Source organism: Bacteroides intestinalis, from assembly GCF_003464595.1.
Lineage (GTDB): Bacteria > Bacteroidota > Bacteroidia > Bacteroidales > Bacteroidaceae > Bacteroides > Bacteroides intestinalis_A.
This window is the reverse complement of record NZ_QRZF01000025.1, coordinates 60,910-75,863: the sequence shown is the minus strand read 5'-3', so window position 1 is coordinate 75,863 and position 14,954 is coordinate 60,910. Positions and strand designations below refer to the sequence as shown.

Sequence of the window (14,954 nt, the reverse complement as noted above, 5' to 3'; positions counted from 1 at the left end):
GACTAGTAATTGCGAATATAACAGGTGCATAAACGGATAATCAGATTAATTTATTAATAAGCTGCAATCATTTAATTGCATTCTTGAAATTTTCATCTAAATATTTTTTTATACGATATTTTACTTCCATTGCCACACTTCCTTCTTTTTTAAATTCTTCTGATAATATTGCTGTTCCATAAGAGTATGCTTTTTGAATATCACCTTGTTTTGCATATATTCTAAATAGATAGTAACGTGGAAGGATATGAGATGGAACCATATAATGAGCTTTTGTAAGGTAGTATTCTGCTTTTTCAGAATCTTCCAGATAATAAAAGCAATTGCCTAAATCCATACAGATTTCAGAGACCGGACTCAACAAGAAAGCTTGTTGCAAATAAGGCAGAGCAACAATATAGTTTTTTGAATTATATAATTGATGAGCGCATCTCAAAACAAAAGTACGATTATATCGATTGGAACGATATTTGGCAAGTAACTTTTGCTCTACATCTTCTCCTTTTGTTTCAGTATAAGCAGAAAGATAATTCGAAAGACATTTTTCTTGTTGACACCTAAACAATGAGAAAAGGATAATACCTGAAAAACATATCGCAATCGGCCATGGGCTATTATGCTGATAAGTATATTGGATGTGACTGTTGTTAGATAATTTCCCCATAAAAATGCTACATACTATCAGAAGAGCTGATACTTCAACCACATATGAAAAACAAGCAAATATGCAGATATAGCCAACCATCCATTTAATAAGTGTATTTCCTTTGGATTTTATAGCAAGAAATAAGATAACTCCTAAAAATAATAAACCTATTATGCCGTATTCGCAAGTAATACGTAGGTATTCATTAAAAGCATGTACATTGTCTGTAGCATTCATCCTATATTCTGAATTCGGGTAACGCTCAAAGAAATCAGCTTGTGCAAGCATATACTCTGCAGTAAAGCTGTCTGCTCCTCTTCCAAGCAGCGGAGCAGAGCTAACTAACTCTTTGCTAACATTCCAAATAAATAATCGTCCATCTGCAGAGGCTTTTTTAAGTTGATATAAAAGTGGCAATAATGATATAAAAATAAGAAAAGCCATACCACAGTATGTTTTATATTTGAAGATATGATACTTCCATAATACAAGTAGCAAAATTATGGAAAGTGCAACCCAAGAAGCACGCGAAAAAGAAAGTATAAGTACTCCAAACATAGAGAGGAACAGAAAAGATAAAACTATGCACCGATAGAATTTCATGCGTTGATAATAAGCATATAACAAATAAATAGTACATATAATAGAAAGTCCGGTATACGCCCCTAAATGAGCTGGATTGTAAAAACTACCAGTCATCATAAATTCTAAATGATTAGAATCTAAAACCTCAAAACATTGACACCAAGCTATTAATGATTGAAGAAATCCTCCTAACATTATTATAATCGCTAATACTTTTTCTGTCCATAAAGTAGTTAGCTTGGAAGTAAAGTAGACAATAAATGAAGTTATGATCAAAATTAATTTTTCGTCTGACAGGACACGATCATTTATCCAGAATGAATCAATCAGCATCCATGCAAAAAGACAACAAATACAGATATCAAGTTTGGTTGTTTGGTAGTTCTTTGACAAGTTTGTGATTGAAAATAACGTGACAGAGAATGCTGAAAATGCTAATATACCGTAATTGCAGATCATCACATTTTCTTTGTGATCCATAAATAGAGGAAGAAATATAATAAATATTCCTAAAATAATGTAGTGTATGTAGTGTTGTAGATTCATAACTTTTGCTCTTTTTACCAGAAATAAGTTTTCTTATTCACATATGTAAATATACGATGCTCATTACCTTTCGTTGCGTCTTTCAGTAAATACAATCCTTCAGAAGGAATTGAATCAAATGAAATAGTATGCGCATCTGCAACTTGCTGTTTGAGTAATCTGAAATCACCATCATCAAACATATACAATTCGTATGTGTCACCCAACGAGATATGATTATCATCGGTACGAGGACAAAACTTTATTTTTTCTAAATGGATTTCTTTCCCAAAATCGAACCCAATCCAATGGCTAATTTGCGTATAATCGCCTATTGAACCATTAAAAAGTTTCGATTCTTTCTTATCGGAAATGGCTTCAGGAGGTAATAATACATCATGCACTACAAGCGGTTGCTTTTGTCCGAAGCTATAAAATTCTAATTCTGCTAATTCTATTTTTTGTATATGATTAAAACGTATATATCGATATATACTTGGGGCAGAAGTAATAAATATGGAGTCCCACATTGTATTAGCATCATGTGTTAAGGTAGCTATGATTCGAGATTGATGAAAATCCGGATAAGAGGATCCCTCAATGGTAGTTCCAATTAAGTGGCGACTATAATTAGCAAAACGATGATATAAAGGATATTTACGCTCTATTAAAAGTGATTGGTAAGTATTATTGGGAATAATATATTCAACTTTACCCTCCAGATTAACATGAAAAGGGTTGGAAGCCGGTATTATCTCTCCATCAATATAATAACCTGCAATAAACATGGTTTGTGGACCTACCTTTGTAAAAGCAACCTTCTGATTATTTATTTTTCCCCAATGAACAGGTACCCAGATTTCATTATCGAAAACACAAAGATATGCATATTCCCTTTTTTCTTCTGGTAAAGAATTTAGTTGAACGGTAATATCATGACATTCCATATATTCCTCTGTTACATCTTTTAAAAAGACATTCTGAAAGAAAGGTGGAATAGGTTCTTGTGGAGATTGATAAATTAATGCACTGGAATTGAGGGCATACACGTGGCGATATACTTTGTTCATCTTGTAATCTTGATTCAACCCACGAGGACGTGAATCATACCCAGTAAAAGGATAACTTAGCCCCGTAAAGTGATATACTGCATTCCAATAATGCTTTCCACGGCGAGAAGACCATTGTTCTATACTTTCGATGGAAACAGGAATACCTACACTACGCATAGCAAAAATAGCAGCGTATACGAACTCTGGGCAACCAAATTTTACAGCCTCCTTTTTTCCTGTTAGTAAATGGATGAATGTCAATGAATCAGCTTTCATTTCTTTAAAAAGTTCCATTAGGTGAGTATTAAGTTGAAGACAGGCTTGATAAGGAGACTCAAAAAGTTCATCTACTGTTTCCATGCGCTTAAAAACGTCATCAAAGACTCCGCTCAAAGAATCACGCCAACACATAATCGGTTCATTATCTACTCTATAAGGTAGTAGATATTCACAAAAATCATCAAATCCCATATGACGTGCCCATGGCTTTTGCCATGCAAAAAAGGCTTTTTCTATATTATCAATCAGATAGCTGGAGGATATACAATGAATATCTTCTATTTTACTAATTCCTTTTATATGAGAAATATTCGGATTCCGGTAAGCCTGAATAAGGAACATATTACGCAAATGCCAAGGATAAGAGCGCAATGTAACAGAATGATGAATACTATCTAAGTATTCATCTAATGTTTCTCCATAATATGAATAATGCCCTGGCATATTGGCTATTAAAAATTCTGCAGCTTTTAATTTCAAAGAATCTTTCGGTGATTTTGAATAATAATCCAATACATATTTTAATTCATCATAATTATCACCACTGAATAGTAAAGCTCTTTCCAGTTTAGTATCTACTTCATTACATGAAATATGTATAATTCCAATGAAAAGCATTAATATGTATTTCATAGTAAATATTTAATTATTTTTTTTAATTGAAAACTAAGAGGATATTTAGTTTTGAGCTTTCTAAACTCATAGCATACTCTTTCTAAATAAAACAGTTTTAATCATGACTCTCCAGATTAGGGTTTGTATTCTTTTCGTAGATTTTAAAATCAGCCAGTTGTAGAGTTTCATCCTTTATTCCGTTTGTCGGGCGATCATCTACACCATCCATATTTCTGCCAAAGCTCCGATAAATGCCATATTTATTACGAATACTAATAGCACCTTTTCTCCACATGTCTATATCAGAGAACGATTTATTAACTAGGATTTTTCCATCACTGATACGTGTCATCTTAATGCTAAATGAACCATTATGGGTATAGTGCATTTCTGTCTCTACTTGTATCCATTCATCCTCAAAGTCTGATAGAGGTAAATTGTCTATTATTGTACCTTTATTAGTGGCACTTTTATCACCTGTATGAATAACTTGTATTCGTCGATTACTACCATTGCTATTGCAGCGGGGAGTAATCGTTATCAGTGGAGAACCATTGTTTCCTTCCTGCGCTTTTAGTTGGTGGATGTGACAGAAATTCGTAGAAGGTCTAAAATCTTTCGGAATACGGAATTTCCATTCTAAGCGTTGCCATTCGTCCCAGTTTCCATTCAATTTATACCAAGCAGCAGTTGTTTGTGTTTTCATTTCATTACGTTGACGGTCTTCCAATTTTCCGCGATCACCATCAAGTATCTCTGCATTGGCATGAATGATAAATTTAAAAACATATTGTTGTATGATTTTGTCGTATACAACCTCACAATGTATACCGTCATTGTGATCTTTGTCAGATGAATTGGGGTGTTCAGAATAATCCCAGCCGTAAGAGCGCATATACTTATGAATCTCAGAATAATTTTTCCCAACTAATTGTTCTGCAGCCTGCATAGTTCCTTGCAATGTGTAATTGTCAGGTTCGGGCTCTGGAGCTGGAATAGACTGATCCGTATCTGGCTTATGATTCTCTTCTTTGGAACAAGCACTTATTCCGTATACGGCAATACAAAGTACGCACAACATCAGAAATAAATTAATATGTTTCATAGTTTTATCATTTATAAGATGTGACATTATCTTTTTAATAAATACTCATACCGACAAGGAGCCCCCTTATCTGTTATACCTTCAATAACTACAGTATAATAACTTAGACGATCAGCGGTATAAAAATGAACATTAGCATTACCATTTTCATCAGTAAAAAGTTTTGGTTGCCAATAAATAGTAGTACGATTATCCGATACAGAAGATTGGCGTTCAATATCAGTTGTATATTTAGGACTATAAAAAGACTTATATCGATTGAAACCAAGCAGGAAAGCTGTATCTCCCTGGGAAGTACTGGGAATTGCTAAATTACCGGTACGAGAGGTTAATACAATACATCCTCCGGAAATATTTTGAGATCCATCTTTCATTTTTTGAAGCTGCCTGTCAACTTCCAGTTCTTCCAATTCTTCTAAAGTAGCACCGCTTTCAAATGCTTCATTATATGCCGCCTCCAAATATTTCAGATTTTGAGTGATATTGACAGCTGCATCAATTTCCGGATCTATTTTATGTACACCAATAATATCTGCTGCATTGATAAGAGAAAGCACATTAAAGCCAACAGTCCTGTTATCTAACATAAAACGTGCGGTACGGCCATAATCTATTTTTTCTTTCGGCCGTAATGCATTTCGGTTATTTACATCATTAGACATTAAATGCTCTGGACGTTGAGAGTATTTAGGATTAATATAAGGTCGATTATCGATAATTCGAAATCCTGGAACTTTCTTTACCAGATCAAGTGCTGTGCGTGCATCTTGTTGAGATAACATTTCTTCATCGTCCATTTTATAAGAAGAAAAACGATCTTTCACCAGAGTTCTGGCATTGATTACGACTTCCGGAAGCCGTAACATTAAAACACCATCTTCTTTTACAAAGGGAGATTGCATTTCCTCGATATATTCATTTTGGTGCTGATATTTTATATTTATATAAGGGTGGGCATTAGTCGCTTCCGGAAAATAATCCCGGTCTATTTGAATATTGGCACGGAATATTTTTCCTTTCTCTATTACTTGTGCTTCCACTCTGGCTGTGTCTGCATAACTTAACTTATCAACAAGAAATACTCCATTACTATCTGTATATATTGAAGGATAAGGGCGTTTATTGACAAACACATTCACATGTTTTCCAGCAAGTGGCTTATTGCGGATATCCAATACCTTACCGGAAACAAACTGTCCGACTTCCATAAAATATTGCGGATTCGTCCGCTGTTTTTTTAAAAGATCTTCCACATTAAATCGGCTCCAGCCCTGTGTCAACATTAAATTATCCAGACAAGCTTTTAGTCGCTGGGAATTATTTTTAAAATAATACCCAGGCGTTTCAATATATCCTTTTAAATCAGATGTTAACAGTAGATTAGAAAGAATATTATCTCCTATCGAATCACATCCAATTGCATAATTATCAGTAACACTTAATGAAAAATTGCCTTTTATAGGTTGCCCTGACAGGTCAGATAAATGAATGTCGAGATAAACTGGGGAACGTGGATCATAAGATGATTTATCAGGAGTCAGTTTCCAAACAGAATTACTCTCCCGGCGAACGAAAGCAAGACGTTCACTATGCGGAAGATAGTTTCCATCCAATAGTGTAAGAGTCAGTATGCCTTCCGGAACGGATTGTAAACTGATAGCTCCTTGTTCTTTTTCGATCGGTTGTATAAATAGAAGAAATCCACGAATATGAGCTACTAAATACAAATTCTCTGAAAGCTTTTTCTGAGGAGTATGTAATATTGTATAGTGTATGACTCCATTACGTTCAGTAATAGATAAAGCAAGCCTATTCGCTTCTGGTTCCGGTAATGAGAATTCTTTTTTTACACCTTCTGTTGTACTAACAATTGCCTTATATTTTTCACCCATTGAAACTGGTAGTATAAAATTACCCATACCGGCATAGACACTCTTAAAATGAGTTATGGTATCGCCATTACTATTTAAAATATCACCTGCTATCTCTACAGAATTCCCATTTATATCTATAGCTTTTATGCCTATTTTTTGAGTACAACCTCCTATCAGGTTACCTCCTTCCGGAAAGAAATCAACTTGATAATCAAAAGCATCTGGAACGTAGAATGTATGCTTATATTTTAATTGTTTGTCTTCCAGTACAACATAGATATATTGTTCTATTTCTTCTTTTTCCGGAATGTCTATCTGTATTTCTCCATTTTTATTAGTTTGTTGCTGTCGAAATTTGTTTTCATGTGTTTTAGTACGAACCATGTAATGCACATAATTGCCTGCATAGACACCATTATCAGGCCTTTTGAATGTAATAATTGCCATACGCTTTTTACCCTTCTGCACATATCGAATTTCGGGATACATAAAAGATGATTGAGAAGCTAATATTTTTAGATTCTTAGAAAAGTAAAAAGAAGAATCTTCATTCAGCATCCAATGAGTATATGCACGAAGATAATAATCACCCGCTTCCAATGTTTTAGGTAAGGTGAGATAATTTGCAAAGAGGCCTTTATCTTGCTGAATTTTGATACGTTGCAAGACTTTATCTTTGCGATTTATAAGTTCTACATATACATACTGACTTCCATTTCCTGAAAAATGAGTAATGGCATTCACTAAATATGCTTTTAACCAAATAGTATCTCCTACAAAATAATATGGTTTATCTGTATGCAGATATACTTTTTCTTGCGGCAGATTGGTGATTTGCTTAAATGAACTAGCAATTTTATTCATATAAACAGTATCAATTTGCTGGGCATTGCATGTAAATATGCTAACAAAAAGTGTCACCCATATAGTTAGGAGATAACGTATTCGGCTGTTCCTCATAGTGGATATGTATTATGCTATTTTTTAATTGTAGTGATAACAATGACACCATTAGCTCCTTTCATGCCATAAGCTGCACCGTCTTTCTGAATTTCCACTTTATCAATATCATTGATTGAGACTACTCCATCAACTTCACTGCTACTTTCATACAAAGTTCCGTCTACAACAAATAAAGGTTCGTTATCCAAATCGAATGAACTTCCACCTCTGATTGTTATTTTATCTCCGTTTACAGTTACTCCCGGAATAGCTCCACCTTTGAACAAATCATAAATATTATTAGCTGATAGCTTCTGAATTTGCTCACGAGTCAGTACGTTGGAATTATAACTGGCACGAAGTATTTTGGTATATTCCCTTTTTTCGTCTTTTTGACCATCAAATAATATAAAGAATTTCTTCTCTATTTTAAGAGAAGCTTGTGACATTTTACCAATTGGAATAACAGCTTCCTCCTTTTTTGATATAGACACTACCAATGTATCTGTAGGTTTTAAACCGGAAAAGGAGAATACTCCCATTTCGTCAGTCTTCACACTCTCTGTAGTATTTTTCTTCCAAACCTTCATTCCTTTCAGAGGTCGTTGTTTAGCATTAACAATAACTCCTCTAAAATCTTGCCCTACGGCAGTTAGTATAAACAGAGATGTACACAATGCGAGAAATAATCGTTTTTTCATAATCGTAAGAATTAAAAAAGTACCTTAGGGGTATAATGACTCCTAAGATACTTTTTGATTAATGAATATTATTCTAAAATACCGGTATTTGAAGCATAAGCATCATCAATATACAATACTGGAATTTCTTTTCCACCATTACCATTAGGAAGATAAAGTTCCCAGTTATTAATGGACATACGGCCTTCACAAGCATTTATACTACGGGCATTACTTAAAATGGTACTCTTTAAAACTTCCTGACCTGCTACATGGACAATGAGTGCCTCACTTTCGTCTACAGACATAGAAACTGTCTGATAAAGCTTAGCTGTAAATGTATTCATCGTATTCAGGTTATGATATTCGTTATACGTAGTTTTCTTACCTTCTGTAGATGTATATTGTACTATTAACTGTACATTATAATCGGAAGTTCCTTCAATCGTTACGTCATCATTAGGTACGGCAGGATAAACCTCTCCACTTTTCAGTTTTCCCGGATACCACAATAAACGAATCTGATTAATATAAGCACCATTATTAGAAGCGTCAGAACTCAAATTCCAGCGATACTCCAACATAGGTTTGCCTGTCTTGGTTCCAACTTTAATCTCTTGCAGATTAGGAACATTAGATTCAAAACCGAGTTTCATACGAGTGCTAAACGGAGTATATAATGTATTATCACCAAAAGCACGACGCACATACCGATTTACTTCTGCTGCTGAATTAACTTTGGCCTGTAGATACTGGTTACCATCAGCTTCTTTCTTTAATGTACCGGTAGTATTACTTTGTAGAGACAAGGAATGAGGAGTTTTCTCAAACTTATCAAAGTAGTAACTGGAAACATACATTTTATGAGAACGCACTTGAGTTTCACCACCGATACTTGCACGACAAGTAATCGTATAGGTACCAGGAATACTCGGTGCCTTCCATGTCATTTCATTTAAACCTTGAGGTTGAGTCAATGTACCTGCATCACAATCCCACTCATAGTTAGTATGCCATAAATCACTGGAGCGTACACACATCCATACTTTCACTTTCTGGTTACAATAGAACTCATCTCCATCTGCACTCAATGAGTCTATTTCGATAAAATCATCATCACCGCAGCTTGCAAAGGAGAAAGCGCAAAGTAGGACAAGGAAAAATTGATAAATATATTTCATAATCGTAATCTTTTTAGGTTATTTCATATTCAATTGTTCTTTAGTAGGACGGTCCAACCAACTATCCAATACATGCATATATGATCCGTCAGAGTTGTACAAGTTAGAAGTACGTGGTTTAATCGAAGATTTGTAATGACCATCAAAGTTGTTAAATACAATGTTAGGATTACGGTCTTTCAATAAATACATGTTTACTTTAGCTGTATCCGCAGGAGCCATTGTTTCAAACCAGGTAGGTTCTGCCGGCAGATTAGTAAAGGTATACTTACCTTGTACAATATGGTAAAGCAAAAACTCTTTTACTTGCTCTTTCGGATAAGCAGTCATACTTATGGGCGCATAAGATACCACTTCTCCAGTCTCATCATCGATATAAGTCAATTTATGAGTTTGAAAGTAACTTAAATCAGTGCTTGTTTCAGAATTAAAAGCCGTATTTGTAGGCAATAAATAGGTAACGCCACTACGCTTAAATTCATTTTCAACTCCTGCATATAGAATAGCCTCTCCCAATAAAGAAAATATATCTGTGCGAGATTGAATAAATTCAAAAGCAGACATATCTATTTTATTACTGGGCATGCCTTCATTATAATCATAGTCATATGAATCTTGATAATCCAGTCCCAACAATTCACAGCTGGTGAATAGGAAAGGAAGTACCAATAAGGCTAATGTTATTTTATAATATTTTAGTTTCATTATTCGCTTCATTTAAATAGTTCATAATTAACGTTCGGTATAGGGTGCATTTTGATCACCAACAAGTGCTTTATTGGACTCAAACTCACCATAGTAAATAGGCCAATATTTAGTACCTTCATGACCAAAACCAGTAACTGTTACATTAGCAGCTTCCTGACGTGCAGAATAGATAGGATCCATCACCTCTATTAAACGTCCTGTGCGCATCAAGTCGAACCAGCGATAACCTTCTCCAAAAAGCTCCAATTGTCTTTCATGCAAAATAAGGTTTTCCACTTCATTCGTATTATTGACACTGGAAACTTCTAACTTGGCATCTTTCAAATAGCCCACACGACTACGAATATCGTTGACGATACTTAATGCTTCATCTCCTCTATTTAATTTGTTCAAAGCCTCTGCACGAAGTAACATGATATTCGCCATACGCATCATTACCAATGCAAATTCGCTATCCGTTGTATTTTTGATTGCAAAGTATGATTTATATACTTGGTTAGCAGAATCATATTCACGTTCTGGATCAATATCACTATACTTGATGCATTTATTTACACTTTCTACACCGGCTGTATAACTGGCGTAAGTTAAAGGTACACGAGAAGCTTTATAGTATACTTTGACAGTATCAATTGTATTCCAGAAACGAGCATCAGAACCTTCGCCAGAACGTAAGCGATCAATGAATTCGTCAAAAATAGGTTGCGACATTCTATAACCATTATTGGTATTACTAGCTCCCAAAAGTTGAGGCCAACCTCCAAGAGCACCATCTGTTTCATAATTCCATGCCATAGCAAAAACTACTTCTTTGGAACCTGAGGGATTGGTAAAGATATTCTTCCATTCAACTTCTCCATTCGATAATGTCAGAGTCTTATGATCTATGAAATGATCTGAAGCTTTCAATGCCTCCTGATATTCATTGTACCACATGTATACTTCTGTCAATAAAGCATACATTGCATCTTTTCCTAAATAGAATTTGTCACTTGTATCAGAAATATTGAAATATCCAATAGCACTTTCTATATCAGACAATATTTGTTCTTTTACTTTCTCCAGAGAGGAACGGGGAACAGCTATATTATTTAAAGAACCATCCCATGGCTCTGTTATGATAGGCATTTTACCCCAAGCACGGGTTCCCCAGAAATACAAGTAAGCGCGCATTGCATAACATTGTCCAATATATGGGGCATATTCAGACTCCAGGATATTGGGAATAGTAGGATATTTCTGAATACCAATATTACATCTGGAGATGCAAGTATAGAAAGGTTCCCAACTGGTATCTGAAATATTAGACATCAAAGCATTCATATAAATCTTTGAATCTTCATAAGTCGTACCTGTTACATTATCAGAACGAACATCACCGAAAAGTACTTGTCTTTTCGAAAGAGCACTTTGAAATGCATCATATATACCCGCATTCCAGTTTTTCATTTCAGCTTTGTCTTTGAAATAACTTGATGGAGATAAGTCTGATAAAGGTGACCGATCCAAAAAGCTTTCACAACTTGTTAAAGCTAAAAGGCTTGTAAAAGCTAAAATAATATATTTCTTCATTTTCTTATCCTTTTAATTAAAATCCAACATTAAATCCGATACCAAATTCACGCTTACGAGGATACTTGGAACTGTCCTTACCAGGTGTCAAAACACCGCCACTTAATTCAGGATCATAACCGGTATAATTTGTCCAAGTCAATAAGTTATTACCATAAATATATGCTTGCACAGAACGAAGCGGAGTCTTATTCAAGAATCTTTGATTTACATTATAACTTAAACGAACGGATTGTAAACGAATAAAAGTTGCATCTTCCAGGAATTGGTCACTCAAACTCATAGAATGATTATTGGTTTTACGTTGTCTGGAATTCAGTGCATACCAACCCGTAATCTCACCTGGATATTTCCATCCTTGCATAATATATTCAGGAGTCTGCTTATGAGTATTACCTCCCCATGAGCAATAGTAACGTTTCAAGTCATTCCAAACTTGACCACCCCAACTAACATAGAAATTAAATGAAAGAGAGAAATCTTTGTAAGTAAGAGTATTTCCCCAAGAGCCAAACCAATCCGGAGTAGCTTTGCCTAATTCTGTCTGATCATTAGAATTAATTACATTATCCAATTCACCATTTTCGTTAGGCTTATTATACCATATGACATCACCACCACCAGCTATCACGCCATTCACCGTCATTTGGGCAACTTTACCGGTATATTCACTGCCATCAGAATTTAGATATTTTTCTAATGTTGGTTGACCATTCAAACCGATAACGACATTACCATCACCATCACGCTTAAAGACAGGAGTTAAACGAGTCTTATAGTCTTGAGTCCAGGCATTGCTCGCATCATACTCATATACGCCCAAATTCTTGTAACCATAGAATAAACCTGCAGGCTTTCCTGCTGCAATCAACCAGGCACTGCTGATATAATCTTCACGAGCTAAATCTAGGATTTTATTATCATTTTTCCACCAGTTAACTGTTGTACTCCAACTAAAATCCCGTGTTCTGACCGGAGTGGTGGTGAGAGATAATTCAACACCTTTATTCTCAATACTTGCCAAGTTTACACGCATCTTATCGTAACCGGTAGTACTTGGAAGATTATAATCAGAAAGTAGATCACTTGTTTTCTTTATATAATAATCAGCTACAAACATGATACGTCCATTTAAGAAGCTCAAATCCAAACCAATATTTGTCTGCTTGGTTTGCTCCCATTTCAAATCCGGATTACCATACTTAGATGCAGGGACTATACCTCCTACTGAATTATAATATTGAGAACCTGCGGTATAAACAGTCTGAGATTCATAACGACCAATCTTATCATTACCGGTAATACCATAACTGGCACGAACTTTTGCATCTGTAAGAACATTATTTGACCAACGCATAAATGGTTCATCCGAAATACGCCATGCAGCAGAAACTGATGGGAAAGATCCCCAACGATTATTCTTACCGAAACGTGAAGAACCGTCAAAACGAAGATTACCAGTTATGGTGTAGCGGCTTTTCCAACTATATACAACACGTCCGAAAACACCAACCATAGCCTCATCCCAACCACTTGTATAGATATTTTTCACATCCTTTACTGTGGCAAGATTCATGTAATGAATATCTTCAGATAAGAAGAAAGAGCCAGCTATATTGTATTCTAATTGATTACTTACTTCAAAGCTACTACCAACCATTGCATTTAAAGAATGGTCTTTAGCAATTGTTTTATTAAAGTTCAGATATGCTTCACCTGCATATTTCCAGGTCTGCTGACTTCTATCTGCACCCGTATTTTTTCCGTTATCACTTCCTTCCAGATACTTGGATGAGAATGTCAAGTTTCTATAAGATGTATAATCTGCTGAGATATCAGCATCTAATCTTAACCAAGGAGTAAATGTCCAGGTTACACCTTGATAGAAGTTTCCTCTATAAGTTGAACGCTCATCTAACTTTTGCTTTAACTCTGCAATAGGATTACGACGCCCACCGGAAGAATAATAAGGAATTAATTCACCGTCCGGATACCAAATAATCATATCAGGGTCACGACGCATAGCATCCTGCAAGACTGATTCTTTAATATTGTTAACCTTATTATAGCTTAAACGAACACGAGTTGTAAACTTGATGTTTTTCCATGGTTCATAATCAACATTAATGTTAGCTGTATATTTATCGTTTCCAGATTCCAATATAACACCTTTTTCACCAATATAATTTAAAGATGCACGGTACTTAAAACCTTTAGAACCACCACTAATCTGCACACTAGCATCATCACGCCCACCTGTGCGGAATAACAGATCTTGATAATAATAGTTTGTACTGTATTGCATACCAACGGAGTCGGTACGTGCAGAGAATTTTTCCAAAGTCTTAGATGGATTATCTAAATCTGTGGCAGCCATACTCAAACGACTTTCAAAAGCATTAACCTGAGGAAGTTTACGTGCAACTGTATAAAAGGAATGTTGATAGCGTACATCAACACGTGGCTTACCAGATTCACCGGATTTAGTTGTAATCAATATTACACCATTGGCAGAACGGGCACCATAGATTGCGGAAGAAGCAGCATCTTTCATAACATCAATCTGCTTGATATCATTCGCAGAGATATCGTCGATATTATCTACAACTACTCCGTCTACAACATACAATGGAGATACGCCTTCATCACTAAAAGTGGAAGCACCACGAATAGATACAAATGACGAAGATCCGGGAGCTCCAGAATTTGAAACAATTTGCATACCGGGAGCTGCACCTTGTAATGCATCGAAGACATTCACAGAGTTTTTCTCTTCCAGAATTTTAGAATCTACTGAAGTCATTGAGCCTGTAATATGCTTTTTGTTCATTGAACCAAAGCCAACAATAACAACTTCATCTAAAGCTTGAGCATCTTCAGTCATTTCTATTCTCATTCTCTGACCACTCGCTTTATGTTCCACTGTCTTGTATCCCATAAAAGAGAAGACTAATGTGGCACCTTTATTACATTTGATGGAGAAGTTACCATCCAAATCCGTGATGCCACCAGTCGTTGCACCTTTTACTTGTACTGTTACACCAATCATCGGTTCATTATTCTGATCAACAATAACACCAGTCTGGGTTATAGATTGAGCCATCATATTAGTACTCAAAATCAATGCTGATAGAACTAATGATAATCGCCAGAATAGCGATTTGGACTTGTGTTCTTTCTTTTTCATTAA

The 14,954-nt window shown here is 35.3% G+C and carries 9 protein-coding genes; all 9 read right to left on the bottom strand.

Annotated features, from left to right (window positions below):
- Positions 1–67: 67 nt before the first annotated feature.
- Positions 68–1,777, bottom strand: coding sequence for an O-antigen ligase family protein (locus tag DWW10_RS23035; RefSeq protein WP_118421398.1), 1,710 nt, complete (start codon positions 1,775–1,777; stop codon positions 68–70).
- Positions 1,778–1,791: 14 nt separating this feature from the next.
- Positions 1,792–3,720: a hypothetical protein gene (locus DWW10_RS23030; RefSeq protein ID WP_147350489.1), complete on the bottom strand. Its 1,929-nt coding sequence runs from the start codon at positions 3,718–3,720 to the stop codon at positions 1,792–1,794.
- Between the two features lie 97 nt (positions 3,721–3,817).
- On the bottom strand, positions 3,818–4,807 hold the full coding sequence (locus DWW10_RS23025) for a hypothetical protein (protein ID WP_118421420.1): 990 nt from the start codon (positions 4,805–4,807) through the stop codon (positions 3,818–3,820).
- Between the two features lie 26 nt (positions 4,808–4,833).
- Positions 4,834–7,545: a hypothetical protein gene (locus tag DWW10_RS23020; protein WP_259320527.1), complete on the bottom strand. Its 2,712-nt coding sequence runs from the start codon at positions 7,543–7,545 to the stop codon at positions 4,834–4,836.
- Positions 7,546–7,658: 113 nt separating this feature from the next.
- Positions 7,659–8,324, bottom strand: a complete 666-nt coding sequence (locus tag DWW10_RS23015; protein ID WP_007217516.1) for a TonB-dependent receptor plug domain-containing protein — start codon at positions 8,322–8,324, stop codon at positions 7,659–7,661.
- 68 nt (positions 8,325–8,392) lie between these two features.
- Positions 8,393–9,484: a hypothetical protein gene (locus tag DWW10_RS23010; protein ID WP_118421401.1), complete on the bottom strand. Its 1,092-nt coding sequence runs from the start codon at positions 9,482–9,484 to the stop codon at positions 8,393–8,395.
- 18 nt (positions 9,485–9,502) lie between these two features.
- Positions 9,503–10,189 carry a fasciclin domain-containing protein gene (locus tag DWW10_RS23005; RefSeq protein WP_118421402.1) on the bottom strand — a complete coding sequence of 229 codons (687 nt, stop codon included), beginning with the start codon at positions 10,187–10,189 and terminating at the stop codon, positions 9,503–9,505.
- 27 nt (positions 10,190–10,216) lie between these two features.
- Positions 10,217–11,764 carry a RagB/SusD family nutrient uptake outer membrane protein gene (locus DWW10_RS23000; protein WP_118222620.1) on the bottom strand — a complete coding sequence of 516 codons (1,548 nt, stop codon included), beginning with the start codon at positions 11,762–11,764 and terminating at the stop codon, positions 10,217–10,219.
- A 16-nt stretch (positions 11,765–11,780) separates the two neighbouring features.
- On the bottom strand, positions 11,781–14,951 hold the full coding sequence (locus DWW10_RS22995; RefSeq protein ID WP_118421403.1) for a SusC/RagA family TonB-linked outer membrane protein: 3,171 nt from the start codon (positions 14,949–14,951) through the stop codon (positions 11,781–11,783).
- Between the last annotated feature and the right edge of the window lie 3 nt (positions 14,952–14,954).